Here is a 26,274-nt window from a genome sequence, read left to right on the forward strand (position 1 = left end):
TAAAGCCTGGTCACAGCTCAGCATCGATCCCGTGGGGGCCCTAGGCGTCCACGGGTCAGGCGATGTTAGTTGTAACGTCCCGTGCTCACACGGAGGTCAGCGGCGCGGGCGCACGGCGACGTCGTAGTCGACCTTGTGCTTCGCCAGTTCGGCCAGCGCCTCCGGCGCCGCCCCGTCGTCGACGACGACGCGCTCGAAGTCGCTCAGCGGCGCGACCCGGTGCAGCGCGGTGCGGCCCAGCTTCGTGTGGTCCACCAGCAGGACGTTGCGGACGGCGCTGCGCAGCATGGCCCGCTTGACGACCACGACCCGCTGCTCCTGGTGGCCGGCGTTGCCCGCCGACACCGCCGAGGTCGACACGAAGCACAGGTCGACCTGCAGGGACTCGATCATCTCGACGCACGAGACGCCCATGAAGGAGTTGTGCAGCGGGTCGTAGTCGCCGCCGAGCGCGATCAGCCGGATGCCCTGCACCGGGGCCAGCAGGTTCAATCCGTCCAGGAAGTTGGTGACGATCGTCAGCGGGCCGAGGCCGGGGAGCCGCCGGGCCAGGGCGAGGGCCGTCGTCGAGTCGTCGAGCATGATCGCCATGCCGGGCTCGACCAGCTCCGCCGCCCTGGCGGCGACGGCCTCCTTCTCGTCGCGCATCGTCTTGGCGCGGTAGGCGACGCTGCTCTCGAAGACCCCGGACCGCTGCGCGGTGACCCCGCCGCGGTACTTGCGGACGATGCCCTGGCGCTCCAGCTCGTCCAGGTCGCGGTGGATCGTCATGAGGCTGACCCCGAACCGCTCGGCGAGCCCGGCGGCCGTCCCCGACCCCGCGGCGAGCACCGCCTCGGCGATCGCGTCCTGCCGCTGCGCGGGCCCCCGCCGCTGCCGGTCGCTCATGCCCCGCTCCTTCGTCCGGACGCCAGGCCAGAAGTTAACACCAGTAATGTTAAGAGCTCAACTCACCCGGTCACCGGTCGCCGCCCCCGGTCGTCGGCAGGCCCGCCGCGCGCCAGGCCTTGAACCCGCCCACGACGTCGGTCGCGCGGGTCAGCCCGAGGTCGTGCAGGGAGGCGGCGGCGAGGCTGGAGGTGTAGCCCTCCGAGCAGAACACGATGACGCGCAGGTCGTGGCCGGTGGCCTGGGGCAGCCGGGCGCCCGAGGCCGGGTCGAAGCGCCACTCCAGGACGTTGCGCTCCACGATCAGCGCGTCCGGGATCTCGCCCTCCTGCGCGCGCTGGGCGGCCGGGCGGATGTCGACCAGCACCGCCCCTTCTCTCATCTCGTCGTGAGCCTGGTCGGGGTGGACGCGCGCGAGCCGGTCGCGCGCCGCGGCGAGGATGTCATCGATAGTGCGTGCCATGGACCAAGCATGGCAGGCAGGTCAGGCCAGCTGCGCCTCGGCCGAGGCGAGAACCTCCTGGATCCGCAGGCCGTGGGCGGCGTCCAGCGCCGGGCCCGCGCCGCTCCGGACGGCGGCGGCGAACTCGGCCACCATCGTGGCGAACGCGTCGTCGCCGAGCTGCGACCAGTCGAGCCGCGCGTGGCCGCCCCGCCCGTACACCTCGACGTGGGCGGGCGGGAGCTCCCCCATGCCCGCCATCGACACCGACGCCTGGCTGATCGCGCCGCCCTCGTGCTCCAGCGTCAGCCCCAGCCAGCCGAGCGGGTCGCCGTGCGCGCGCACGGCGGCGACCCGGCCGAGCGCGGCGTCCAGCAGGTCCACGATGTGGGGGCCGAGGTCCAGCAGCGCCCCCTTCTCCAGCCGCCACGGGGTGGCGAAGGGGCCCCCGCTCAGCACGGACGAGACGAACGAGCCGTAGCCGCCGAACGGCTCCAGCCCCCGCGCCCGGTCGAGGAAGTCGCGGGCGGCGCGCGAGTAGCGCAGCGTCAGGACCATCTGCGAGACGACGCCCGCCTCGGCGACGGCGCCCGCAAGACGGCGGGCGCCGTCCAGGTCCATGGCGAGGGGCTTCTCCAGCAGGACGGCCTTGCCCGCCCGGGCGGCCCGGGCGGCGAGGTCGGCCTGCACGTCCGGCGGGACGGAGAACGCCACGGCCTCGCAGGCGTCGAACAGCTCCTCGATCCGCTCGAACGAGGGCGCGCCGTGCTCGCCGGCCAGTGCGGCGGACGCCTCGGGCCGCCGGGCCCACACGCCCGCGAGCCGCGTGGCCGGACCCGCCGCCAGCGCCGGCGCGTGCACCATCCCCGCCCAGGGTCCCGCCCCGACCAGCCCCACCGCCACGGAATCGCTCATGGGACAAACGTAGACGATCTACCAGCTTTCCGGCGCAGTGCGCGGCGGGGGCGGCGAGCGTCAGCCGAGCTGGACGCCGAAGAACAGCGCGAGGAGCGCGCCCAGGGCCCCGAGCGCGCCCCAGGCGGCGAGCCCGGCCTTGGACGTGGCGCGGGTGTGCAGGAACGCGGCCACGCCGGACAGCAGGACGAACACCAGCTTCACCTCCAGGGTGCGCTGGGCGGCGCCTTCCAGGTCGTCCGCGACGATGTTCCAGACGCCGGTGAGGACGAGGACGGCGAACGCGGGCCAGGCGATCGTGTTGAACCGGCGGGCGGCGGCCTTGGTGACGCCCTCGTAGCCGCGCAGCGCGGGCACGAGCGCGCCGAGGGTGATCTGCCCGCCGACCCAGATCGTCGCGGCGAGCACATGCAGGAAGATCCGCACGTCGGCGGTGGTGACGGCGAGCACGAGGGGCCTCCGAGGACGGACCGGGCAGGTGGTGGGACGGGTCGCCCCCGGACGTTACCGCCCGCCCCGGCGGTGTCCGGCGGCGCCCCGGGCGCCTCAGGTGGTCCGCTCCCATCCCCGGAGGGGACGGTGCATGCCGAGCTGCTCGTCACGGCTGCGGTAGACGATGTAGGGGCGGGTCAGGTAGCCGACGGGGGCGGTGAGCATGTGGACCAGGCGGGTGAACGGCCAGATGGAGAACAGCACGAGCGCGCTGATCGCATGGAGCTGGAACAGGATCGGCACACCGGTCATCAGGTCGGGGTCGGGCCGCAGGTAGAAGATCGACCGGAACCAGGGGGAGACCGTCTCCCGGTAGTCGTAGCCGCCGCCGACGATGTTCGCGACGACGGTCGCGGACAGGCCGAGGACGATGGTCAGCGCCAGGACGGCGTACATGAGCTTGTCGTTGCGGGTGGTGGCGGAGAACACCGGCCCGACCGTGCGGCGACGGTAGATCAGGATCGCCAGTCCGGCCAGGGTGCAGAAGCCCGCGACGGTGCCGAGCACCACGGCGACGACGTGGTACATGCCCTCGGTCACGCCGGCGGCCTCCGTCCAGTCGTCGGGGATCAGCAGCCCGCCGACGTGACCGAGCGCCACGAGGATGATGCCGAAGTGGAACAGCGGGCTCCCGATGCGCAGCAGCCGCCGTTCGTAGAGCTGGGACGAGCGGGTCGTCCAGCCGAACTTGTCGTAGCGGTAGCGCCAGATGTGCCCGAGGACGAACACCGCCACGGCGACGTAAGGCACGGCGACCCAGAGGAGGATGCCGGCGACGCCGGGGTCGCCGCCGTTCTCGGCGGCGAGAACGGGCAGGTCACTGGTCATGAGCGGGCTCCAAGAACGGGATCGGGCAGGAAGACCGGCCCCATGGCGGTCGCGTCGGCGCCGTAGGGGGCGAGGCCGACCTCCTCTTCGGGCGGGCCTTCGGCGATGAGCCGGGCGACGGCGTCCTCGGCCCGGCCGGTCAGCGGCGGCAGCGTGGCCGTGACGGCGTCCAGGACGGCCTTCCACGGCGAACCGGACTCGGTGAGGGCCAGGCGCAGGATCTCCAGGCCGGCGCGGTGCTCCAGGAGCAGCCGGCGTCCCTGTGCGAGGTCGCCGGTGGCGGCGAACTCCAGCACGACGGCCAGGTGGTCGGGCAGTTCGCCTTCGTCCAGGCCGAGCCCGGCCGCCTGGTACGCCTGCTTGAACCGCACCAGAGCCATGCCGCGTTTGCGGGTGTCCCCGTAGGCGTAGTACGTGAGGTAGAGGCAGCAGCGTTTGCGGTGGTCGAACGTGGCGACGTAGTCGGCCGCCAGCTCGCGCGGCGGGGTGGCGTCCAGATGGTCGAGGACGCGGCTCAGCGGCTCCGCGGCCGGCGGGGGCAGGCTCGCCACGGCCCGGCGCAGCAGCGGCCGCCGCCCGAGCAGTTCCTCGTCGGGGTAGCCCAGCAGCAGCGAGGCGACCTGCCAGGCGGTGGCGAGCTCGGTGTCGGTGAGACCTGCCTTGTTCGCGGGTCTGATCTTCACGGCCTGGGCTCCGTTCCGGCGTCGTCCGAGTCCGCGGACGGGTCGCCGCCCTCCCGGCCCGGGCCCTCGTCGTCGTCGCGGGCGGGGAACAGTCCGGCGGGGGCGCCCTTGCCGTCCCAGTTGAGCAGGTTGACGCGCGTGTGCTTGTCGGCCGGGTCGACCGGGCTGTCGGAGGTCTGGCGCTCCCTGAGCATGTGGAAGTTCTCCACCGCGATGGGGCTGGCACCGCCGGACGCCTCGCCGAACGGCCCCGAGCCGCCGCCCAGCCCGGCTCCGCCCATTCCCGGCCCGCCCTCGTAGTCGAGCGCGCACTCCGTCGCCAGTTCCTCCAGGCCGTGGGCCTGCTCGGCGTGCGCGGGCGGGATCACGTACCGCTCGTCGTACTTGGCCAGCGCCAGCAGCCGGTACATGTCGTACATCGCCTCCCCCGACATCCCGACCCCCTGGGGGATCGTGTCGTCGGGCTCGCGGCCGAGGTTGATGTCGCGCATGTAGGACCGCATCGCGGCCAGGCGCCGCAGCACGGCGTCCACCGGGGCGGTGTCCCCGGCGGTGAACAGTTCGGCGAGGTACTCGACCGGGATGCGCAGCGCGTCGATCGCGGCGAACAGGTTCCCCCCGTCCTCGGCGTCGTGGCCGGTGTCGCGGACGACGTCCACGACCGGCGACAGCGGCGGAATGTACCAGACCATCGGCATCGTCCGGTACTCCGGGTGCAGCGGCAGCGCCACCTTGTAGGTGTTGATCAGCGCGTGGATCGGGGAGCGCTGCGCGGCCTCGATCCAGTCGGCCGGGATGCCGTCGCGCTCGGCCGCCGCCACGACCTCCGGGTCGCTCGGGTCCAGGAACACCTGCCGCTGCGCCTCGTAGAGCCCGGTGTCGTCGGGGGCGGACGCGGCCTCCAGCACCTTGTCGGCGTCGTAGAGGATCAGCCCGATGTAGCGGAGCCGTCCCACGCAGGTCTCGGAGCAGACGGTGGGGATGCCGACCTCGACGCGCGGGAAGCAGAACGTGCACTTCTCGGCCTTGCCGGTGCGGTGGTTGAAGTACACCTTCTTGTACGGGCAGCCCGACACGCACATCCGCCAGCCGCGGCAGCGGTCCTGGTCGACCAGCACGATGCCGTCCTCGGTCCGCTTGTAGATCGCGCCGGACGGGCAGGACGCCGCGCAGCTGGGGTTGAGGCAGTGCTCGCAGATCCGCGGCAGGTAGAACATGAAGGTCTTGTCGAACTCCATCTTCACCTTGTCGGAGATCTCCTTGAGCAGGACGTCCTTGGCGCCGTGCTCGACCGAACCGCCGAGGTCGTCGTCCCAGTTCGCCGACCAGGAGACCTTCATGTCCCTGCCCGACAGCAGCGACTTCGGCCGTGCGACCGGCGTGTGCTCCTGCAGGGGTGCGTCGGTGAGGGTCTCGTAGTCGTAGGTCCAGGGCTCGTAGTAGTCGTCGATCCCGGGCAGCTTGGGGTTGGAGAAGATCGTCAGGAGCTTGCGGAGCCGGCCGCCGCCCTTGAGGGCGAGCCGGCCGCGCCGGTTCAGCGTCCAGCCGCCGCGCCAGCGCTCCTGGTCCTCGTACCGCCGGGGGTAGCCCTGCCCGGGCCGGGTCTCGACGTTGTTGAACCACACGTACTCGACGCCGCCGCGGTTGGTCCACGCCTGCTTGCAGGTGACCGAGCAGGTGTGGCACCCGATGCACTTGTCGAGGTTCATCACCATCGACATCTGCGCCATGACCCGCATCAGTACTGCACCTCCTGGGAGCGGCGGCGGATGACGGTGACCTCGTCGCGCTGGTTGCCGGTCGGGCCGAGGTAGTTGAACGCGAACGACAGCTGCGCGTACCCGCCGATGAGATGGCTCGGCTTGATCAGCAGCCGGGTCAGCGAGTTGTGGATGCCGCCGCGGCGGCCGGAGGTCTCCGACCGCGGGACGTCGATCAGCTTGTCCTGCGCGTGGTACATGTACACCGTGCCCTCCGGCATCCGGTGCGACACGATCGCCCGGGCGACGACGACGCCGTTGCGGTTCACCGCCTCGATCCAGTCGTTGTCGCGTACACCGATCTTCGCGGCGTCCACCCCGCTCATCCAGATCACCGGGCCGCCGCGCGACAGCGACAGCATGAACAGGTTGTCCTGGTACTCCGAGTGGATCGACCACTTGTTGTGCGGGGTGAGGTAGCGGACGGTCAGCCCCAGCTCGCCGGTCTCGCCGAGCTCGGGCTCGCCGAACAGGGCGGACATGTTGAGCGGCGGGCGGAACGTCGGCAGCTGCTCGCCCAGCTCGGCCATCCAGTCGTGGTCGAGGTAGAAGTGCTGCCGCCCGGTCAGGGTGTGCCACGGCTTGAGCCGCTCCACATTGATCGTGAACGGCGAGTACCGGCGCCCGCCGGCCTCCGACCCCGACCATTCCGGGGAGGTGATGACGGGCACGGGACGCGCCTGGGTGTCGGCGAACGTGATCTGCCTGCCCTCGTGCTCGGCGGCCAGATCGGCGAGGCGCTGCCCGGTGCGCCGCTCCACCGCCCGGAATCCCTGGGTGGCGAGCCGCCCGTTCGTGGTCCCGGACATCGCCAGGATCATCTCGCAGGCGTGCACGTCGCGCCGCAGCGACGGACGCCCGTCCGCCGGGCCGCCCCGCACCACGCCGTTCTTGTGCCTCAGGTACTCGACCGCGCCTTCCATCTCGAACGTGACGCCCTTGGTGGTCGCGCCGAGCCGCTCGGCGAGCGGGCCGAGCGCGGTCATCTTCGCGGCGACGGCCGGATAGTCGCGCTCCACCGTCACCAGCTTCGGCATCGTCACTCCGGGGACGGGCTCGCATTCGCCCTCGGCCCAGTCGGCGACGCGTCCGTGGGGGGTGGCCATCTCGTCGGGGGTGTCGTGCAGCAGCGGCACGGCGACGACGTCCTTGCGGACGCCCAGATGCCGCTCGGCGAGCCGGCTGAACTGGACGGCGATGTCCTGGAAGGCCCGCCAGTCGCTCCGGGTCTGCCACGGCGGCGCGATCGCGGGGTTGAACGAGTGCACGAACGGGTGCATGTCGGTGGTGTTGAGATCGTGCTTCTCGTACCAGGTCGCGGCCGGCAGCACGATGTCGGAGTAGACCGTGGTGCTGGTCATCCGGAAGTCCAGCGACAGCAGCAGGTCCAGCTTCCCGGCCGGGGCCTCGTCCCGCCAGACGACCTCCCTGGGGCGTTCGTCCGGCGGTGTCTCCTCCGCCCGTACGGCGTCGTCGGCGCCGAGCAGGTGCTTGAGGAAGTACTCGTTGCCCTTGGCGGACGAGCCCAGCAGGTTGGAGCGCCACACGGTCAGGACACGGGGGAAGTTCTCCGGGGCGTCGGGGTCCTGGCAGGCGAACTTCAGCCGGCCCGCCTTCAGCTCGTCCACGATGTGCTCGCCGGCCGGCCTCCCGGCGGCCTCCGCCTCGTCGGCGAGGGTGAGCGGGTTGCGGTCGAAGGTCGGGTAGGACGGCATCCAGCCCAGCCGTGCCGCCTGCGCGATCACGTCGGCCGTGGACCGTCCGGCGAGCCGCCCGCCGCCCGTCGCCGCCGACAGGGTGCCCGCGTCGAACTGGTCGTAGCGGAACTGGTCGGAATGCAGGTACCAGAAGGCGGTGCCGATCATCTGGCGGGGCGGGCGGGACCAGTCCAGCCCGAACGCCAGCTGCGCCCACCCGGTCACCGGGCGGCACTTCTCCTGCCCGACGTAGTGCGCCCAGCCGCCGCCGTTCACGCCCTGCCCGCCGGTCAGCGTGGTCAGCGCGAGGAACGTCCGGTAGATGGTGTCGGAGTGGAACCAGTGGTTGGTGCCCGCGCCCATGATGATCATCGACCGGCCGCGGGACTCCTCGGCGTTCGCCGCGAACTCCCGCCCGATCCGCTCGGCCGCCCGCGCGGGGACGCCGGTGACGGTCTCCTGCCAGGCCGGCGTGCCCGGCTCCGACGCGTCGTCATAGCCGGAAGGCCACGAACCGGGCAGCCCGTCCCGTCTCACCCCGTACTGGGCGAGCAGCAGGTCGAACACGGTCGTGACCAGATGGCCGCCGACCTCCCGGACCGGCACGCCCCTGCGGAGCGTTCCAGGGGCGCCGCCGACGCCGTCGAACCGGGCCAGCTCGATCTCGACCGTCTCGCCGCCCTCGACCGACAGCAGCGGGTCGGCGTCGCCCAGGTCCAGGTTCCACCTGCCCACGCCGGCGTCGCCGTACCGGAATCCGAGCGACCCGTTCGGCACCAGCGGATGCCCGGTGTTCGCGTCCAGGATCACGGTCTTGAACGCGGCGTTCTCCGACTCCGCCTCCGCGCCCGGCAGGTCGGCCGCGGTGAGGAACTTGCCCGGGACGCGGGTGCCGTCGCGCTCCTCCAGCCGCACGAGGAAGGGCAGGTCGCTGTAGCGCTTGACGTAGTCGGCGAAGTACGTCGCCTGCCGGTCGACGAAGAACTCCTTGAGGATGACGTGCCCCATGGCCATCGCCAGGGCGCCGTCGGTGCCGGGCTGGGCGGCCAGCCACTCGTCGGCGAACTTGACGTTGTCGGCGTAGTCCGGGGAGACGGCCACGACCTTCTGGCCCCGGTAGCGGGCCTCGGTCATCCAGTGCGCGTCCGGGGTGCGGGTCACCGGCAGGTTCGAGCCCCACATGATCAGGTAGCCGGCGTCCCACCAGTCGCCCGATTCCGGGACGTCGGTCTGGTCGCCGAACACCTGCGGGGACGCCACCGGCAGATCGGCGTACCAGTCGTAGAACGACAGCATCGTCCCGCCGATCAACGACACGAACCGGGCGCCCGACGCGTGGGACACCATCGACATCGCCGGGATCGGGGAGAACCCGGCGATCCGGTCGGGGCCGAACTTCCCGATGGTGTGGACGTGCGCGGCGGCGATCATCTCGGTCGCCTCGTCCCACGTCGCGCGGACGAGGCCGCCGCGGCCCCGCGCGCCCTTGTAGGCGCGGGCCTTCTCCGGGTCGGAGACGATGTCGCGCCACGCGGTCACCGGGTCGCCGGTGCGGGACTTGGCCTCCCGGTACATCTCCAGCAGGACGCCGCGCACGTACGGGTACCGCACGCGGGTCGGCGAGTAGGTGTACCAGGAGAACGACGCGCCCCGGGGGCAGCCGCGCGGCTCGTACTCGGGACGGTCGGGTCCCACCGAGGGGTAGTCGGTCTGCTGCGCCTCCCAGGTGATGATGCCGTCCTTGACGTACACCTTCCAGGAGCACGATCCGGTGCAGTTCACCCCGTGGGTGGAGCGCACGACCTTGTCGTGCGACCAGCGGTCCCGGTAGAACGCGTCCGCCTGCCGCCCGCCCTTCTTGGTCATGGTCCGCAGATCGGGCGAGATCCGCGCGCGGGTGAAGTACCTCCGCGTGCTCACCAGTGCGTCTTCCAGCGGGCCGTCCAGGCCGGGCCGGCCATCGGTCGAGCTCAACTCCGCTTCCCTTCCCTATACGTCCTGGCGGCCCGGCGCGGCGCGCCGGACGACCGTGGCGGTGAACAGCGCGGCGGCCGCGGCCACGAGCGCGAGCAGAACCAGTCCGGCGGCGTACGAGCCGTAGGCGCCGTAGACGAAGCCCATCACCAGCGGCGGGACGAACCCGCCGAGGCCGCCCGCGGCGCCGACGACGCCGGTGACCGCGCCGACCTTGCTCACCGGGGTGAGCTGTGCGACCAGCGCGAACGTCGCCCCGCTGCCGGCGCCGAGCGCGGCGGCCATGGCGAGGAACGCGATCGTCCCGAGCGGCGTCAGCGGCGGCGCGGACGCCTGCGCCGCCGCGCCCGCCACCGTCACCGCCAGGGCCACGACCATCACCCGGGCTGCGCCGACCCGGTCCGACAGCCATCCGCCGAGCGGGCGCATCACGACGGCCAGCAGGACGAACCCCGCCATCCGGTTCGCGGCGTCCGCCTGGGACAGCCCGTACTGCGTCTTCAGATACGTCGGCAGGTACACCGAGAACGCGACGTAGCCGCCGAACGCCACCGCGTACAGCGCCGACATCTGCCAGGTCACGCCCATCCGGGCCGTGGCGGCCAGCCGTTTCGCGAGCGGCTCGGCCGGCGCCGTCCGCCCGGGGGCCTCCCGCAGGACGAGCCACGCGGCCGCCGCGTACACGGCGAGCAGCACGGCCATCACCACGAACGGGAACTCCATCCCGTACCTGTCGACCTCCTTGACCGTCGTCAGGGCGCTGATCGCGGTGCCGCCCATCCCGGCGCCGAAGATCCCGATCGCCAGCCCGCGCCGCTCGGGCGGGAACCAGGCGTTGACGAAGGGGACCCCGACCGCGAACGTCGTGCCGGCGATGCCGAGAAAGAACCCGCCCGCGAGCAGCGACGCCAGCGAGGAGTGCCCGGCCAGGCCCAGGTAGAGGACGGGCACGATGGTGAACAGCGAGACCGCGGGGAACATCGCCCGGCCGCCGAACCGGTCGGTCAGCGCGCCGACGGGGATGCGTCCCAGCGAGCCCACGACCACGGGCACGGCCACGAGCAGGGACTGCTCGAACGACGACAGCTCCAGCGATTCCTTGAACCGCGGGCCGAGCGGGCTCAGCAGCGCCCACGCCCAGAAGTTCACCGCGAACCCGATCGTGGCCACCGCCAGCATGACCATCGGCCGCCCGCCGCCGCCCGTCCCGGTCTCCGCGGGGCCCGCTTCCGCCGTCCGGCGTGTCCCAGTCACCGTGCTCCTGCCTCCGTCAGCCCGATTTCGGTGGGCCTTCCCTGCGCGTCCTGCGGATGACCATGATCGGTTTCCGCCGCACCACCCTCGTGGAGCTCGGTGACGCGCGGTAGGGACCTTGGTCCCGACAGCGGGCCCGGAGGTGGGGGCCGCCCGGCGACCGGCGTCCCGCACCATGACCTACCGTTGTCACCGTGACCGACCATCGTGAGCACGGCGAGCTGGTGGAGGCGCTGCGGGCGGCCGGGGTCAGCGGGGTGGACGACTCGGCGCTCGCGCGGTCCCTGTACTCCTCGGACGCCTCCCTGTACCGGGTGCCGCCGCGGGTCGTGGTGACGCCCCGTGAGACGGGCGAGCTGCCGGCCGTCCTCGCGGTGTGCCGCGACGCCGGGGTGCCGCTCACCATGCGGGGCGCCGGGACGTCCATCGCGGGGAACGCGGTCGGGCCCGGGGTCGTCGTCGACGTGAGCCGGCACCTCGACCGGGTGCTGGAGATCGACCCGGAGGCGGGGACGGCGCTGGTGGAGCCCGGCATCGTGCAGGCGCGCCTGCACCGGGCGGCGGCGGAGCACGGGCTGCGGTTCGGGCCCGATCCGTCCACCCGGACGCGCGCCACGCTCGGCGGGATGATCGGCAACAACGCGTGCGGGTCGCGGGCGCTCGGCTACGGGCGCACGAGCGACAACGTGCTCGGCCTCGACGTCGTCACCGGATCCGGGGAGCGGCTGCGGCTCGGCGACGTGCCGGGGGCGCACCCCGGCAGCGTCCTGCTGGAGCGGCTGCGGGGGCTGGTCGGTGAGAACCTGGCCCTCGTGCGGACGGAGTTCGGGCGGTTCGGCCGGCAGGTCTCCGGTTACTCCCTGGAGCACCTCCTGCCGGAGAAGGGCTTCGACGTCGCCCGCGCGCTGGTGGGAAGCGAGGGGACGCTCGCACTGACGTTGGCGGCTCGGGTGCGGATGGTCCGGGAGCCCGCGCACCGGGCGCTCGTGGTGCTCGGATACGGGTCGATGGCCGAGGCCGCCGACGCCGTCCCGGCGATCCTGCCGCACGGCCCGGTCGCGTGCGAGGGGCTGGACTCGCGGATCGTGAACGTCGTGCGGGAGCGGCGGGGCGCCGGCGCGGTGCCGCCGCTGCCGTCCGGGTCCGGATGGCTGCTGGTGGAACTGGCCGGATCCGAGCCGGGGGCGCCGCGTTCCACGGCACGCGAGATCATCGCCGCGTCCGGCTGCGCCGACTCGGCGCTCGTGGAGGACATGGCGCTGGCCGACGCGCTGTGGCGGATCCGCGAGGACGGCTCCGGGCTCGTCGCGCGCACGCCCGCCGGCGAGCAGGCGCACGCCGGGTGGGAGGACGCGGCCGTCCCGCCCGAGCGGCTCGGCGCGTACCTGCGGGAGTTCGAGACGCTGCTGGCCGGCTACGACCTGTTCGGCGTCCCGTACGGCCATTTCGGCGACGGGTGCATCCACGTCCGCATCGACTTCCCGTTCGGACGGACCGGCGGGACGCGCGTCTTCCGGGACTTCCTGAACGACGCGGCCGCACTGGCGGCCCGGCACGGCGGCACCATGTCGGGCGAGCACGGCGACGGGCGGGCCCGCAGCGAGCTGCTGCCGCACATGTACTCGGCCGGGGCGCTGGCGCTGTGCTCGGCCGTCAAGGACGTCTTCGATCCGGACGATGTACTCAATCCCGGCATCATCGTGCGCCCGGCGGCCGTGGACGCCGACCTGCGCGCCGTGCAGACGATCCCGCTGGACCGGGGACTCGGTCTCGCCTACCGGGACGACCGCGGCGACCTGTCCCGGGCCGTGCACCGCTGCACCGGCGTGGGCAAGTGCCGTGCCGACAACACCGGGGCGGGCGGCGTGATGTGCCCGTCCTACCTGGCGACCCGGGAGGAGAAGGACTCCACGCGCGGACGGGCCCGGGTCCTCCAGGAGGTCGTCAGCGGGAAGCTCGGCCCGGACGGCTGGAAGTCCGAGGCCCTGCACGACGTCCTCGACCTGTGCCTGGCCTGCAAGGGCTGCGCGTCCGACTGCCCGACCGGCGTCGACATGGCCTCCTACAAGGCGGAGGCGCTGCACCGGCGGTACCGGGGGCGGATCCGGCCGCGCTCCCACTACGCGCTCGGCCGGCTCCCGCTCTGGACCCGGCTCGCCGCCAGGGCGCCCGCGGCGGTCAAGGCGGTCAACGCGGCGATGCGGTCGCGCGCGTTGAAGCCGCTGCTCGCCTGGGGCGCGGGCATCGACCGGCGGCGCACGCTCCCCGCGCTCGCGCCCGTGACGTTCCGGCGCTGGTTCGCCTCCCACCGCAGCCCAGAGGGCCGCAACGGCGACGTCGTCCTGTTCGTCGACAGCTTCACCGACGCGTTCTCCCCGGAGGTGGGCCGGGCGACCGTGCAGGTGCTGGAGCACGCCGGCTACCGCGTCACGGTGACCGAGCGCCCCGTGTGCTGCGGGATCACGTGGATCTCCACCGGGCAGCTGGACGGGGCGCGGGCGCAGGCGCGCCGCACCGTCCGCGCGCTGCTCCCCCACGTCCGGCGCGGCGCCAGGGTCGTCGGCATGGAGCCGTCCTGCACCGGGGTGCTGCGGTCCGACGCCGAGGAGCTGCTGAGGGGCGTGGACGCGGCCGCCGCCCGCGAGGTCGCCGCCGCGACCCGCACCCTGGCCGAGCTGCTCGCCGAGACACCCGACTGGACGCCGCCCGACCTGTCCGGCGTCACCGGGATCGCGCAGCCGCACTGCCACCACCACGCCGTCATGGGCTGGGCGAAGGACGCCGACCTGCTGCGGAAGGCGGGCGCGGGCGTCGAGCGGCTCGGCGACTGCTGCGGGCTGGCCGGCAACTTCGGCGTCGAGAAGGGCCACCACGAGGTGTCGGTCGCCGTCGCCGAGCAGCGGCTGCTCCCGGCCGTCCGCGCGGCCGGGGAGGACGCCGTGATCCTGGCCGACGGGTTCAGCTGCCGCACGCAGCTGCGCGAGCTGGCGCACCGCGACGGCGAGCACCTCGCCCAGCTCCTGGCCCGGCGCCTGCCGGGGCGCTGACCGCCCGGCGCGGCTAACCGCCCAGCGTGCGCGACAGGGTGAGCGCGGCGGTGTGCACGGCCGGTGCGACGGCGGCGAGCCGCATCCGGGTCGCCCAGCCCGACACCGACAGCGCGCCGAGGACCAGGCCGTCCGGGCCGAGGACGGGGCTCGCGGCGCAGACGATCCCGCGGCCGGACTCCTCCCGGTCGTAGGCGACGCCCTCGCGCCTGATCGTCTCCAGCTCCCGGGCGAGCAGCCCCGGTGCGGTCACGCTGCGCTCGCTGGCCTTGACCAGCTCCGACTCCAGCACCCGCTGCACCGCCTCCGGCGGGGAGAACGCGAGGATCGCCTTGCCCACCCCGGTCACGTGCGCGGGCAGCCGCCCGCCCACCTGCGACGGCAGCCGCGGCCCGCCGGAGGAGCCGAGGATCTCCACGTAGACCACCTCGCCGCCCTCCAGCACCGCGAGGTGGACGGTCTGCCGGGTCGCCTCCCGCAGGTCCGACATGTACGGGACGGCGGCGTCCCGCAGCACCCGCTGGCGCGGGACCCGCTGCCCGATCTCGAACAGCCGCAGCCCGAGCCGCACCCGCGGGCCCCGGCGCTCCAGGAGCCCGGCGTCCACCAGGTCGAGGGCGATGCGGTGCGCGGTCGACTTCGGCAGGCCGCTGCGGCGGGCCAGCTCGGCGGCGCCCAGGCCGTCGTCCTCCGGACGGAACGCCGACAGCACCGCGACGACGCGGCGCAGGAAGCTCTCCTCGGACGGAACGGACGGCATGGAAGAAGTGTCCCACCACGCGGGACGGCCGCGTTGCCCGCGGGGGTCCGGGCGGGAGAGGCTCGGCCTGCCCATACGAACGAAAGGACGGCCCCATGGACCCGGGTTCCGTGGAGAAGGCCGCGGCCGCGCTGCTCGACGCGTACGCCACCGGCACTCCCATCTCGCCGCTGACGAAGGACCATCCGGACATGTCGGTGGCCGACGCCTACGCGGTCCAGCTCGCCCAGGTCAAGGCCTGGACGGCCGCCGGCGCGCGGATCAAGGGCCACAAGGTCGGGCTGACCTCGGCCGCAATGCAGCGCCAGATGGGCGTGGACCAGCCCGACTTCGGCGTGCTGCTGGACACGATGTTCCTGCCGGAGAGCGCCCCGATCGACACCGGCCGGTTCCTGCAGCCCCGGATCGAGCCGGAGATCGCGTTCGTGCTGGGCCGCCCGCTGGCCGGTCCCGGCGCCACGACGGCGGACGCCGTCGCGGCCGTCGAGTACGTGCTGCCCGCGCTGGAGGTGATCGACTCCCGCATCGCGGACTGGAAGATCACCCTTCCGGACACGATCGCGGACAACGCCTCCAGCGGAGGCGTCGTGCTCGGCACCCGCCCGGTCCGGCTGGACGACCAGGACCTGTCGCTGATGGGCTGCCTGCTGCGCCGCGACGGCGACCTGATCGACACCGGCGCGGGCGGCGCGGTCCTCGGCTCGCCGGTCAACGCGCTGGTCTGGCTGGCCAACGTCCTCGGCGAGCGCGGCGTGAGCCTGGAGGCCGGGCACGTGGTCCTGCCCGGCTCGATCACCGCGGCCGTACCGGTCGCACCCGGGCAGACACTGACGGCGACGTTCGCCGGGATCGGTTCGGTGACCGCTCGGTTCGGAAGGGAGGAGCTGACATGAACGAAGCGACCCGGGGGACGCGGGGGGCCGCCCCCTCGCAGGGAACGGGAACGGGCAGGCTGACGGCGGCGATCGTCGGGCCGGGCAACATCGGCACCGACCTGCTGGTCAAGCTCCAGCGCAGCGAGCTGATCGACGTCCACTCGATGGTCGGGGTGGTGCCCGGGTCCGACGGCCTGGAGCGCGCCCGCAAGATGGGCGTCGAGGCGTCGGCGGAGGGCGTGGAGTGGCTGCTGAAGCAGCCCACGCTGCCCGACCTGGTGTTCGAGGCGACGTCGGCGAAGGCGCACCTGGCCAACGCGCCCCGCTACGAGGAGGCGGGGATCACGGCGATCGACCTGACACCGGCCGCGACGGGCCCCCTGGTGTGCCCGCCGGTGAACCTGGACTCGCTGTCGGACGCCCCCAACCTCAACATGATCACCTGCGGCGGGCAGGCGACGATCCCGATCGTGCACGCGGTGTCCTCGGTGGTGCCCGTGCCGTACGCCGAGATCGTCGCGTCGATCGCGTCCCGCTCGGCCGGGCCCGGCACCCGCGCGAACATCGACGAGTTCACCGAGACCACGGCCCGCGCGATCGAGCAGGTCGGCGGCGCCGGGCGGGGCAAGGCGATCATCATCCTGAACCCGGTGGACCCGCCGATGATCATGCGGGACACGGTGTTCTGCGCGATCCCGTCCGACGCCGACACCAAGGCCATCGCGGAGTCGGTCGAGAAGATGGTCGAGAAGGTCGCCGCCTACGTCCCCGGCTACACGCTGCGGGTCGAGCCCCAGTTCGACGAGCCCCGCGACATCTGGAACGGGATGGCCCGCGTCGCGGTGTTCCTGGAGGTCCGCGGCAACGGCGACCACCTGCCGCCGTGGGCCGGCAACCTCGACATCATGACCGCGGCCGCAGCCAGGGTCGGCGAGCAGCTCGCGCGGAGAAAGGCCTCGATATGAGCGACGTCAGCGAGAAGATCCGGATCACCGACTCCACGCTGCGGGACGGCAGCCACGCGATGGCGCACCGCTTCACCGAGGAGCAGGTCCGGGGCGTCGTGCACGCCCTGGACGCCGCCGGCGTCGAGGTCATCGAGGTCACCCACGGCGACGGCCTCGGCGGGTCGTCCTTCAACTACGGCTTCTCGCTGGAGGACGACGTCAAGCTCGTCGCCGCCGCCGTGGACGAGGCCGCCCGGGCCAAGATCGCCGTCCTGTTGCTGCCGGGGCTCGGCACGGTCAACGACCTGAGGATGGCGCACGACGCGGGCGCGTCCGTCGCCCGGGTCGCGACGCACTGCACGGAGGCGGACGTGTCGCTGCAGCACTTCGCCGCCGCCCGCGACCTCGGCATGGAGACCGTCGGGTTCCTCATGCTGTCGCACCGGGTGGGCCCCGAGGAGCTGGCGCGGCAGGCCCGGATCATGGTGGACGGCGGCGCGCAGTGCGTCTACGTCGTCGACTCCGCCGGCGCCCTCGTCCTCGGCGAGGCGCAGGAGCGGATCAGCGCGCTGGTCAAGGAGATCGGGCACGAGGCGCAGGTCGGCTTCCACGGCCACCAGAACCTCTCCCTCGGCGTGGCCAACTCCGTCCTGGCACAGCAGAACGGCGCCCGGCAGATCGACGGCGCGCTGTGCGCTCTCGGCGCGGGGGCCGGCAACTCCCCCACCGAGGTCCTGGTCGCGACCTTCGAGCGGCTCGGCGTCCCGACGGGCGTGGACGTGCAGGGCGCGCTGGCGGCGGCCGACGACGTGGTGAAGCCGTTCCTGCACCGGCTGCCGTTCGCCGACCGCGGCGCGATCACGCAGGGGTACGCGGGCGTGTACTCCAGCTTCCTGCTGCACGCCGAGCGGGCCGCCGAGCGCTACGGCGTCCCGGCGCACGAGATCCTGCAGAAGGTCGGCGAGGCCGGCTACGTGGGCGGCCAGGAGGACATGATCATCGACGTGGCGCTCCAGCTCGCCGCCGAGCGCGACCGCGCGTCATAGCGCGAGCGGGCTGCGGTCCAGGTCCTCCAGGAGGGCGCGGGGGTCGTCGTAGACGGCCGCCGCGCCCGACTCCTCCAGCTCGGCGCGGCCCCAGCCACCGGTGAGGACGCACACGCACGGCATCCCCGCGCGCCGGGCGGCCTCGACGTCCCAGCGGGTGTCGCCGACGAACACGGCCCGGGCGGCGGGCACCGCGGCGCGTTCCAGGGCGAGCCGGACGAGGTCGGGCGCCGGCTTGGTCGCCTCCACCTCCGAGCCGGAGGTGGCGTCGTCGATCGCGTCGTCGGCGTCCAGCGCCGCGCGCAGCGCCTTCAATTCGGGCGCGGCGGCCGAGCTGGCGAGCACGACGCGGCTCCCGCGCCCGGAGCAGGCCCGCAGCAGGTCGGCGGCGCCGTCGAAGGCCTGGAGCCGCGACCAGTACTGGGCGTACAGGGCCGTGTGCGCGGTGCGAATTCCGTCGTCGGCGTCCCGATCCCGGTCGTCCGGGAGCAGGTGGTCCAGCAGCTTGTCCGAACCCATGCCGACCGCCCGGTGCACGTCCGCCATGGGGACGGTGTGCCCGTGCTGGAGGAATGCCTGCCACCAGGTGGTGGCGTGCAGATAGTTGGTGTCGACCAATGTGCCGTCGACGTCGAAGAGCACCGCATCGATCATGCAGCGGCCCTACCCCGTCCGTCTCCGGGGAATCGGCGGCCCGCGCCGATCTCGATCGGTTGCACGGTGCAAGCGTTGGGATAGCGTGGCGTGATGACCCACGAGGAGCCCCGCGCGTCGACACCCCGCGGCCTGGCACGCCGGGAGCAGCTCGTGGGGATCGGTCTCGACCTGCTCGCCGAGGGCGGCTGGGCCGCGCTCACGGCCCGGGCCGTCGCGGACCGGGCCCGGATCCGGCCGGGGCTGCTCCACCACTACTTCAACGGGCTGCCGGGGCTGCACGTCGCCGTCGCGCAGCGGGCCAGCGAGACGATCGTCGACCCGGTGGTGGACGCGCTGGTCGCCGCGCCGGACACGGCGGCCGCCCTGCGGGCGCTGCGCGAGCGCGTCCTGGACATGCTCGCCGGGGAGCGCAACCTCAGGCTCGCCGCCGAACTGCTGGTCCGGGCGCTGCGCGACCCGCGGATGGGCGCCGAGCGGCGGGACTGGTCGCGGGAGGTGCGGGCCCGCATCGCCGCGCGGCTGGAGCACCTGCGCCCCTCCTGGCCCCCCGAGCGCCGCGAGGGCACCGCCATGCTCTTCACCGCGATGCTGGACGGGCTGATGCTCCAGCTGATCCTCGACCCCGAACTGCCTGCCGACCCGGCCCTGCACGCGACCGAGGCTCTTGCCGCCGACCCCTGACCGGCGCTCAGTCCCGGCGCGCGGGGACGATCGCGACGGCGCGGCGGGCATGCCGGAGCACCGCCGTGCTGGTCGAGCCCAGCCGGGCGATCCCGGCGCCCCGGTCTCCCAGGACCAGCAGCCCGGCGTCGTCGGCGGCGTCGAACAGCGCCGCCAAGGGGGGCTCCAGCAGCAGCGAGACCCGGATGTCGAGCCCCGGGTACCGCCGGCGCCACGGCGCCACGGCCGCCTCCAGCTCGGCGGCGCGCGTCTTCTCCAGCAGTTCCCTGTCGTGGAACAGCCCCAGCTCCTCCGCGTCGACCGCGGCGGGCTCCCAGCACGCGTACACCACGCGCAGCTCCCAGCCGCGCAGCGCCGCCTCGGCGGCGGCGAAGCCCAGCGCCGGGTCGCACCACGTCGTCCCGTCGGCGCCCGCCACGACCCGGCGGGGGCCCGTCCCGTCCTTGACGACGATCACGGGGCGGGAGGCGCCCGCCGCGAGCTCCAGCACCCCCGCGCCCTCGTCCAGCCGCCCGGGTGCCCCGATCACCGACAGCTGCGCCTCTCGGGACTCGCGCAGCAGCGCGCCGCGGGCCGGACCGCGGACCAGGCGGCCGCGCACCGCGCCGGTCGCCCCCAGCTCGCGCGCTCGCCGCGTGCCGCATTCCAGCAGGTTCTCCCCGACCCTCCTCATGACCGCCTCGCCGTGCGGGTCTTCGTACTCCTCCGGGTAGGGCCAGTGCCAGCAGTGGCACATCACCAGGTCGAGGCCGCGCAGCCGGGCCTCCTCGATCGCCCAGCGCAGCGCCGTGTCGTTCTCCGCCGTCCCGTCGTAGCCGAACAGGACATGCCCTTGCTCGTCGTTCTCCACGCCCTTCATGTGCCTGCCCTCCTCCTGCCAGTCTGCGCGCTTCGCCGGCGCACCAGAAGAGGCGCGTGCGCGACCGCTTCCCGGAGCGATTACTGTCACGGACGAAGGAGGAGTCAATGAGAAGGCTAGGACGGGTCCGCCGCCGTTTCGGCTTCGACCGCAACGATCTGCGACGCGGCGTCGACCGCCGCCAATGGAAGGTCGGCGTCGCCGCCGCGGTGCTGTTCACGGTGCTCGCCCCGCCCGCGTCCGTGCTCCTGGCCGTCGATGCCCACCGCAGCGGCGTCCGGGCCGAGCACCGCAACGTCCACCGCGTCACGGCGCAGGTCGTCCACACCGACTCCCAGGGCGGCGCGGGCGTGCGGCACACCTACGCCGAGCTGGCCTGGACGTCCCTCGACGGCCGGATGCGGACCACCGTCGTCCCGGCCGACAAGTCCGTCAGACCGGGCATGGAGCAGCGCATCTGGGTGGACGCGGCGGGCAATCCGATCCAGCACCCTCAGACCCGCACCGCCACGCTGGCCACCACCGCGGTGGCCGCGGCCACGGCCGCGGTCGCCGTGGGGGCCCCTCTGCTGGCCGCCTACCTCCTCGTCCGCCGCCGCTGCGACCGCCGCCGCGACGCCCTCTGGGACGAGAGCTGGACCAGCCTGGCCCAGCACGCCTGACCGGTTCCCCAAGCCGCCCCCATTTCTGGGTCACGGCGATCACGCCGAGATGATCTTCTTCGCCCCCGGGGGTAGGCCGAGGGCATCAGATCCTCGGGGGAAGGTGAGCGCGTGTACAGGAGGATCGCGGCGGAGCTCATGGGCACGCTGCTCCTGGTCTACTTCGCGGTGGGCGTGGCGACCCTGTCGTTCGGCTTCGGCGTCGCCGGGCGCAGCCTCTCGGCGGGCGTCGTCGCGACGGCGCTGGCCTTCGGCCTGGTGCTCCTCGTCCTGGTCTACGCGATCGGGCCGATCTCGGGCTGCCACATCAACCCGGCCGTCACGCTGGGCGTGCTGCTCGCCCGCCGGATCCCGCCGCTCGACGCCGTCGGCTACTGGATCGCCCAGTTCGCCGGCGGCATCCTGGGCGCGCTCCTGCTGTGGGCGACCTTCTCCGGCTCGCCGCTCTACGCCCGCTCCGTGACCGGCCTCGGCGCGGACGGGTGGGGCGACGCCAGCCTCATCCACATCGACATGGGCGGCGCGTTCCTCACGGAGGTCGTGCTGACCGCCCTGTTCGTGTTCATCGTCCTGTCCATGACGAGCACGGCGGCCATCCCGTCCGTCGCCGGGGTCGGCATCGGCCTCGCCCTCACGACCGTCCACCTCATCGGCATCCCGATCACGGGGACCTCGGTCAACCCGGCCCGCAGCCTCGGGCCGGCCGTCGTCGTGGGCGGGACGGCCCTGTCGCAGGTGTGGCTGTTCATCGTCGCGCCCCTGGTGGGGGCCGTGGTGGCCGCGGCGCTGCACGGCTTCGTCGGGCCGCCGGAGAAGGAGACCCCGCTCCCGCCCGTGCAGGAGGACGAGGCCCCCTAGCTCCACCGGCGGCCCGGCGGGGCGCGGCTCAGTCGGTGCCGAACTCCATGGCGGCGCGGTCGAGCACCTCGGCGTCCCGGGAGTCCTTGCCGCGGGAGGCGATCGCCTCCGCGCCGCCCGCCGGCATCGCGCCGATCAGCCCGGTGGAGGCCGCCTGCGCGGCGCCGATCAGGGCCGGGTGCGCGCTGCCGACCATGCCGAGCCCGGCGTACTGCTCCAGCTTGGCGCGCGAGTCGGCGATGTCGAGGTTGCGCATGGTCAGCTGGCCGATCCGGTCCACGGGGCCGAAGGCGGAGTCCTCGGTGCGCTCCATGGACAGCTTGTCGGGGTGGTAGCTGAAGGCGGGCCCGGCGGTGTCGAGGACGGAGTAGTCCTCGCCGCGCCGCAGCCGCAGGGTGACCTCGCCGGTGACGGCGATCCCGACCCAGCGCTGCAGCGACTCGCGCAGCATCAGCGCCTGCGGGTCCAGCCAGCGTCCCTCGTACATGAGCCGGCCGAGCCGCCGCCCCTCGCTGTGATAGGTGGCGAGGGTGTCCTCGTTGTGGATCGCGTTGACGAGCCGCTCGTAGGCCGCGTGCAGCAGCGCCATGCCGGGCGCCTCGTAGATGCCGCGGCTCTTGGCCTCGATGACGCGGTTCTCGATCTGGTCGGACATCCCGATGCCGTGCCGTCCCCCGATGGCGTTGGCCTCCAGCACCAGGTCGACGGCGGACCCGAACTCCTTGCCGTTGATCGTCACCGGGCGGCCCTGCTCGAAGCCGATCGTGACGTCCTCGGCGGAGATCTCCACGGCGGGGTCCCAGAACCGCACGCCCATGATCGGATCGACGATCTCGATCCCGGCGTCGAGGTGCTCCAGCGCCTTGGCCTCATGGGTCGCGCCCCAGATGTTGGCGTCGGTCGAGTAGGCCTTCTCCACGCTGTCGCGGTAGGGCAGGCCGCGGGCGAGCAGCCACTGCGACATCTCCGTGCGGCCGCCGAGCTCGGTGACGAAGTCGGCGTCGAGCCAGGGCTTGTAGACCAGCAGGGACGGGTTGGCCAGCAGCCCGTACCGGTAGAACCGCTCGATGTCGTTGCCCTTGAACGTCGAGCCGTCGCCCCAGATCTGGACGTCGTCCTCCAGCATGGCGCGGACCAGGAGGGTCCCCGTCACGGCCCGTCCGAGCGGGGTGGTGTTGAAGTAGCTGCGGCCGCCGGAGCGGATGTGGAACGCGCCGCACGCCAGGGCGGCGAGCCCCTCCTCCACGAGGGCGGCCCGGCAGTCGACCAGGCGCGCGACCTCCGCCCCGTACTTGGCGGCGCGGCCGGGCACGGACGCGATGTCGGGCTCGTCGTACTGCCCGATGTCGGCGGTGTAGGCGCACGGCACCGCGCCCTTGTCGCGCATCCACGCGACCGCCACCGAAGTGTCGAGGCCACCGGAGAAGGCGATCCCGACGCGCTCACCGACGGGCAGGGAGGTCAGCACTTTGGACATGAGCACAAGTATGCACGCTCCTGCATGAACATGCAACGCGGTGCTTCAGGCTCGCCCGCACCCCACCGGCCGGGCCGGGCGTCGGGGCGTCGCTTCCGGGGCCGGCCCCGGCCCGATGCGCGTTCACAGGAAGGAGGAATCAGCGCGAGGGCGAGCGCTCCGGCCGACCTCGGTCCCCCCACGGTGAAACTCGATCCCCACGCGGCGAAGGACATGCCCCACATCCATCGGAAGAGCTTGACCAGCGGATACCTCGTTTCTTACTCGGCGAGTCGTCTCCCTCATGTATGGGCCGCCGCATCAGCGCGACCCCGAAGGCACCGTTCCATCACTCGTCTCCGAGTTCGCACCGGTTTCGCGCGTGCGGATCATTCGGCTTTCACGGTTCGCCGCTTACCAGGCGGCCGGCCGTGGACGCAAGTGCGCGAAGCGGCATGGACTCAAGCCTCAATGCGAGATGCTTCATTCGTCGCGTATTCGTCCCATCGAGATGCCGATCCACGCGCGGCCGGTTAATAATCATCGACCCTGACACCAACACTTGCCGCGCAAGTTTCACATGCGAAATGGGAATGACCGTAATGCGCCATTCCGAAACCTGAGAATGACCGCTTGTGGCCGATCGCCTCACATTCTGCGCGGCCTCGCGTTCCCTGGTTCATGGCACTGCCGGAAGCCGGTCGCACGAGCAGAGGAGGCGTTCCATTGCGGAGCCGTCCGAACCCCGGGCCCCACTCCAGTGATCCCCGGGGCGCCGACATCCGACGGAGAATTGTCCGGTTACACCGGATTGCACGGAACGGAGGGAAACGAGATGGAGTCGGTTCGGCAAACAGGCGTTCACCGCCAAAGCAGCCGGAGGTACACGGAACCCCGCGGTTGCGGGGCAGCGGGGACGGGAAACACGGGCGACCCGAAAGCGATGTGTTTTCTAACGGCGCCGAGAGCTTTCCATCTGTTGGGCTCCCCGCTCTTCCAAAAGTCGACCCGGTCACGGGAAGATTGAGGACGGTAACGGAGAGCAACCACACCAACGGAAGCTTGAACTGATCATGGACACGCCCGTCAACCCCGCTGACCAGGCGTTAGCCCGTCTCCGCGAGGACTTCCAAGGCCACCGAATCTGGCGCGCCACGCGCTACGACGGGAGGCTCGGCGACTGGGTCGCCACCCTGCACGACCCAAAGGCCGGCATTGACCCGACCGTTATATGCAACACCGCCGAAGAGCTCCGCAAGGCGCTCACCAACGAGCTCAGCCGCGCGGCCTGCCGTCCGAGACCCGACCCCCGTAAGTGGGTGCGCCGGTAATGGGGTGGATCGAACCGAAGAATCTGCAGGCCCCAGCCTCAACTTCCTCCATTACAAGCCATCTTGACCGACTTGCACAGGAGGTCGTCCGGGAGGGCTGGAAGGCCGTGGCGCGCTACGACGGGCCCCTCCCGCTCCTGCGCGTCTTCGACCCGGCCGTCCCGGGGTTCGGGGAGAGCGTCACGCTCGCCCCCGGATCGACGTCCGACGCCTGGTGGTACCGGTCGAGCACGGGTGAGGATCTGGCCCCGCACACCAACCCGGCCCGCGCGGCCGAGCGGATCGCCCGGATCCTCACCCCCTATGTGGCGGCCGCGCTCGCCGCCCGGGCGCGCCGTCCGGTGAGGGACGGCACCGCGTTGCCGATCCCGCCGCCCGGCCCCGGCACGCCCCACACGGAAACGATCGCCTACCTCCATGCCCGCTTCGGTGTCCTGTGCTGGTGGGGCACCCACACCAAGGAATGGTGGGCCCTCATCCCCTGCGCCGCGCAGTGGAGGCTCGTCAACGCGCCCGCCTCGGAGACCCTCGCCCAGGCCATCCTCGACGTCCACGCGCACTGCTAGGCCCGGCAGCCGGGGGGCCGCCCCTCCCCGGCGCCGGGCTCAGGTCGCCGCGGAGTGGTCGCGTTCCTGCAGGAGGGCTTTGTGGATCTTGCCTACGGGGGTCAGCGGAACGTCCGGGGTGATGACGAACTGGCGGGGGACCTTGTAGTCGGCCAGGCGGTCGCGGCAGTAGGCGGTCAGTTCGTCGGCGGTGGGCGGTTCGGCGCCCGGGCGCGGGACGACGTAGAAGCGGCCGACCTCACCGAGGATCGCGTCGGGGACGCCGATCCCGGCGGCCATCGCGACCTTCGGGTGGGCGGTCAGGACGTTCTCGATCTCGACCGGGTAGACGTTGAAGCCGCCCTGGATGTACATCTCCTTCTTGCGGCCGCGCAGGACCAGGTGCCCGTCGGGCTCCCCGGCGACCATGTCGCCGGTGGCGAGCCAGCCGTCCGGCAGGAAGACCTCGGCGGTCTCGTCCGGCATGTCCCAGTAGCCGGCGGCGACGCAGGCGCCGCGGATCTGGAGCTCGCCGGTCTCCCCCGGCGGCAGGACGGTCCCGTCGGGGGCCGTCACGCGCGCCTCGAAGTCGCCGATGATCGCGCCGAGGGTCCGGGAGACCGTCTCGGGGTCGTCGTCCATCGGGGACAGGACGCAGGCGCCTGAGGATTCGGACAGGCCGTAGAGGCCGTAGAGAGGCGCTCCGGGGAAGCCGCGGCGGATCGCGTCGGCGAGCGCGGGCTCCACGTTGGAGCCGCCCGCCATGCACAGCCGGACGGACGAGAGGTCGTGCTCGGCGAAGTCGGGGCGGCCGAGCATCAGCACGTACATCGTGGGGACGGCGCCGAGGAACGTCACCCGGTGGCGTTCGACGGCGCGCAGCGCGGCGTCCGGGGAGAACGCGGGCAGCAGCGCGACCGAGCCGCCGCTGACCAGCGCGGCCATGATGGTGCAGGTGATCCCGCCGACGTGGTTGAACGGGAGGTGGCCGAGCAGGACGTCCTCGCCGGTCATCCCGAAGTGCTCGGCCTGGGCCGAGGCCGAGGCCAGGATGCTCCGATGGGTGATGACGGCGCCCTTGGGGCGTCCCGTGGTGCCGGACGTGTAGAGGATCATCAGCGGGTCGTCCGGATCCACCGCGGCGCGGGCCGCGGTGAGGGCCGGCGGGGCCGGGGTCGAGGCCAGGGCGTCGAAGCCCGCGCCGAAGTGCACGGCGGGGATGCCGGACGACTCGAAGTACGCGGCGAAGTCGAAGTCGGGCACGGCGTCGACGCCGACGACCAGCCGGGCGCCGCTCTGGCCGAGCATGTAGGCCAGTTCCTGCTCCCGGTAGCGGACGTTGAGCGGGACGACCACGGCGCCGATCCTGGCCGCGCCGAAGAACACCGCGAGCCATTGCGCGGTGTTGGGGCCGAGCAGGCCGATCCGATCGCCCTTTCCGACGCCGCGGGCCAGCAGGCCCGCCGCGACCCGGTCGGCGAGCTCGTCGAACCCGCCGAACGTGATGGTGCCGTCGCCGTCGTACAGGAACGCCTCGTCCCGCGTCGCCGCGGCCTCCAGCGCTCCGCCGACCGTCACTGCCCGCATGTCGCCTTCCCTCGTCCCGGTGGCATTCGT

The 26,274-nt window shown here is 72.7% G+C and carries 22 protein-coding genes; 8 read left to right on the plus strand and 14 right to left on the minus strand.

What is annotated here, in order from left to right; translation table 11 throughout:
- Positions 1 to 96 precede the first annotated feature (96 nt).
- The 9 genes from AB0H37_RS26200 to AB0H37_RS26240 all read right to left on the minus strand — a co-directional run bounded on the left by AB0H37_RS26200 (position 97) and on the right by AB0H37_RS26240 (position 10,933).
- The gene (locus AB0H37_RS26200) at positions 97 to 888 is read right to left on the minus strand and encodes a DeoR/GlpR family DNA-binding transcription regulator (RefSeq protein ID WP_179835352.1); all 792 of its coding nucleotides are present in this window, start codon (positions 886 to 888) and stop codon (positions 97 to 99) included.
- Positions 889 to 958: 70 nt separating this feature from the next.
- Positions 959 to 1,351: a rhodanese-like domain-containing protein gene (locus tag AB0H37_RS26205; RefSeq protein ID WP_179835353.1), complete on the minus strand. Its 393-nt coding sequence runs from the start codon at positions 1,349 to 1,351 to the stop codon at positions 959 to 961.
- Positions 1,352 to 1,372: 21 nt separating this feature from the next.
- The gene (locus tag AB0H37_RS26210) at positions 1,373 to 2,245 is read right to left on the minus strand and encodes a Gfo/Idh/MocA family oxidoreductase (RefSeq protein WP_360615849.1); all 873 of its coding nucleotides are present in this window, start codon (positions 2,243 to 2,245) and stop codon (positions 1,373 to 1,375) included.
- Positions 2,246 to 2,305: 60 nt separating this feature from the next.
- Positions 2,306 to 2,695 carry a hypothetical protein gene (locus AB0H37_RS26215; protein WP_329089940.1) on the minus strand — a complete coding sequence of 130 codons (390 nt, stop codon included), beginning with the start codon at positions 2,693 to 2,695 and terminating at the stop codon, positions 2,306 to 2,308.
- Positions 2,696 to 2,791: 96 nt separating this feature from the next.
- On the minus strand, positions 2,792 to 3,565 hold the full coding sequence (gene narI, locus AB0H37_RS26220; RefSeq protein ID WP_360615851.1) for a respiratory nitrate reductase subunit gamma: 774 nt from the start codon (positions 3,563 to 3,565) through the stop codon (positions 2,792 to 2,794).
- A complete protein-coding gene (narJ, locus tag AB0H37_RS26225) occupies positions 3,562 to 4,248 on the minus strand; it encodes a nitrate reductase molybdenum cofactor assembly chaperone (protein WP_360615853.1) in 687 nt (228 codons plus the stop codon). Before narJ ends, narI begins: the two co-directional genes overlap by 4 nt.
- Positions 4,245 to 5,987, minus strand: a complete 1,743-nt coding sequence (narH, locus tag AB0H37_RS26230; RefSeq protein WP_360615855.1) for a nitrate reductase subunit beta — start codon at positions 5,985 to 5,987, stop codon at positions 4,245 to 4,247. Before narH ends, narJ begins: the two co-directional genes overlap by 4 nt.
- Positions 5,987 to 9,625 carry a nitrate reductase subunit alpha gene (locus tag AB0H37_RS26235; RefSeq protein ID WP_360615989.1) on the minus strand — a complete coding sequence of 1,213 codons (3,639 nt, stop codon included), beginning with the start codon at positions 9,623 to 9,625 and terminating at the stop codon, positions 5,987 to 5,989. The genes narH and AB0H37_RS26235 overlap by 1 nt, the downstream gene beginning before the upstream one ends.
- A 69-nt stretch (positions 9,626 to 9,694) precedes the next feature.
- A complete protein-coding gene (locus AB0H37_RS26240; protein WP_360615857.1) occupies positions 9,695 to 10,933 on the minus strand; it encodes an MFS transporter in 1,239 nt (412 codons plus the stop codon).
- Between the two features lie 194 nt (positions 10,934 to 11,127).
- Between AB0H37_RS26240 and AB0H37_RS26245 the strand changes: the two genes are divergently transcribed.
- Entirely contained in the window at positions 11,128 to 13,980 is a 2,853-nt protein-coding gene (locus AB0H37_RS26245) for an FAD-linked oxidase C-terminal domain-containing protein (RefSeq protein ID WP_360615859.1), read from the plus strand.
- Positions 13,981 to 13,993: 13 nt separating this feature from the next.
- Here the strand turns inward: AB0H37_RS26245 and AB0H37_RS26250 are convergent, their stop codons facing one another.
- Positions 13,994 to 14,740: an IclR family transcriptional regulator gene (locus AB0H37_RS26250; protein WP_179835360.1), complete on the minus strand. Its 747-nt coding sequence runs from the start codon at positions 14,738 to 14,740 to the stop codon at positions 13,994 to 13,996.
- Positions 14,741 to 14,835: 95 nt separating this feature from the next.
- Here AB0H37_RS26250 and AB0H37_RS26255 point away from each other — a divergent pair, with 95 nt between their 5' ends.
- Genes AB0H37_RS26255 through dmpG form a run of 3 tightly spaced genes read left to right on the plus strand, consistent with a single transcriptional unit; the run spans position 14,836 to position 17,608 of the window.
- Positions 14,836 to 15,633 (plus strand): 2-keto-4-pentenoate hydratase, encoded by a 798-nt coding sequence (locus AB0H37_RS26255; RefSeq protein ID WP_360615861.1) that lies wholly within the window; start codon positions 14,836 to 14,838, stop codon positions 15,631 to 15,633.
- On the plus strand, positions 15,630 to 16,580 hold the full coding sequence (locus tag AB0H37_RS26260) for an acetaldehyde dehydrogenase (acetylating) (protein WP_360615863.1): 951 nt from the start codon (positions 15,630 to 15,632) through the stop codon (positions 16,578 to 16,580). The genes AB0H37_RS26255 and AB0H37_RS26260 overlap by 4 nt, the downstream gene beginning before the upstream one ends.
- The gene (gene dmpG, locus AB0H37_RS26265) at positions 16,577 to 17,608 is read left to right on the plus strand and encodes a 4-hydroxy-2-oxovalerate aldolase (protein ID WP_329089928.1); all 1,032 of its coding nucleotides are present in this window, start codon (positions 16,577 to 16,579) and stop codon (positions 17,606 to 17,608) included. The genes AB0H37_RS26260 and dmpG overlap by 4 nt, the downstream gene beginning before the upstream one ends.
- Here dmpG and AB0H37_RS26270 read toward each other — a convergent pair.
- Complete coding sequence (locus tag AB0H37_RS26270) at positions 17,603 to 18,262, minus strand: HAD family hydrolase (RefSeq protein WP_179835364.1); 660 nt, start codon at positions 18,260 to 18,262, stop codon at positions 17,603 to 17,605. The genes dmpG and AB0H37_RS26270 overlap by 6 nt on opposite strands.
- A 93-nt stretch (positions 18,263 to 18,355) precedes the next feature.
- On the opposite strand from AB0H37_RS26270, the gene AB0H37_RS26275 reads away from it, so the two are divergent.
- Positions 18,356 to 18,946, plus strand: a complete 591-nt coding sequence (locus tag AB0H37_RS26275) for a TetR family transcriptional regulator C-terminal domain-containing protein (protein ID WP_329089925.1) — start codon at positions 18,356 to 18,358, stop codon at positions 18,944 to 18,946.
- A gap of 7 nt (positions 18,947 to 18,953) precedes the next feature.
- Here the strand turns inward: AB0H37_RS26275 and AB0H37_RS26280 are convergent, their stop codons facing one another.
- Complete coding sequence (locus AB0H37_RS26280) at positions 18,954 to 19,805, minus strand: universal stress protein (RefSeq protein ID WP_360615866.1); 852 nt, start codon at positions 19,803 to 19,805, stop codon at positions 18,954 to 18,956.
- A gap of 107 nt (positions 19,806 to 19,912) precedes the next feature.
- Between AB0H37_RS26280 and AB0H37_RS26285 the strand changes: the two genes are divergently transcribed.
- Positions 19,913 to 20,467 (plus strand): hypothetical protein, encoded by a 555-nt coding sequence (locus tag AB0H37_RS26285; RefSeq protein ID WP_360615868.1) that lies wholly within the window; start codon positions 19,913 to 19,915, stop codon positions 20,465 to 20,467.
- A 111-nt stretch (positions 20,468 to 20,578) separates the two neighbouring features.
- Positions 20,579 to 21,325, plus strand: a complete 747-nt coding sequence (locus AB0H37_RS26290) for an aquaporin (protein ID WP_360615870.1) — start codon at positions 20,579 to 20,581, stop codon at positions 21,323 to 21,325.
- Between the two features lie 28 nt (positions 21,326 to 21,353).
- Here AB0H37_RS26290 and argG read toward each other — a convergent pair whose 3' ends face one another.
- A complete protein-coding gene (gene argG, locus AB0H37_RS26295) occupies positions 21,354 to 22,802 on the minus strand; it encodes an argininosuccinate synthase (protein WP_329089917.1) in 1,449 nt (482 codons plus the stop codon).
- 1,417 nt (positions 22,803 to 24,219) lie between these two features.
- Here argG and AB0H37_RS26300 point away from each other — a divergent pair.
- The gene (locus tag AB0H37_RS26300) at positions 24,220 to 24,678 is read left to right on the plus strand and encodes a hypothetical protein (protein ID WP_360615872.1); all 459 of its coding nucleotides are present in this window, start codon (positions 24,220 to 24,222) and stop codon (positions 24,676 to 24,678) included.
- Between the two features lie 39 nt (positions 24,679 to 24,717).
- On the opposite strand, the gene AB0H37_RS26305 is transcribed toward AB0H37_RS26300, so the two are convergent.
- Positions 24,718 to 26,244: an AMP-binding protein gene (locus AB0H37_RS26305; RefSeq protein WP_360615874.1), complete on the minus strand. Its 1,527-nt coding sequence runs from the start codon at positions 26,242 to 26,244 to the stop codon at positions 24,718 to 24,720.
- Between the last annotated feature and the right edge of the window lie 30 nt (positions 26,245 to 26,274).

This window comes from Actinomadura sp. NPDC023710 (assembly GCF_040639875.1).
Lineage (GTDB): Bacteria > Actinomycetota > Actinomycetes > Streptosporangiales > Streptosporangiaceae > Spirillospora > Spirillospora citrea.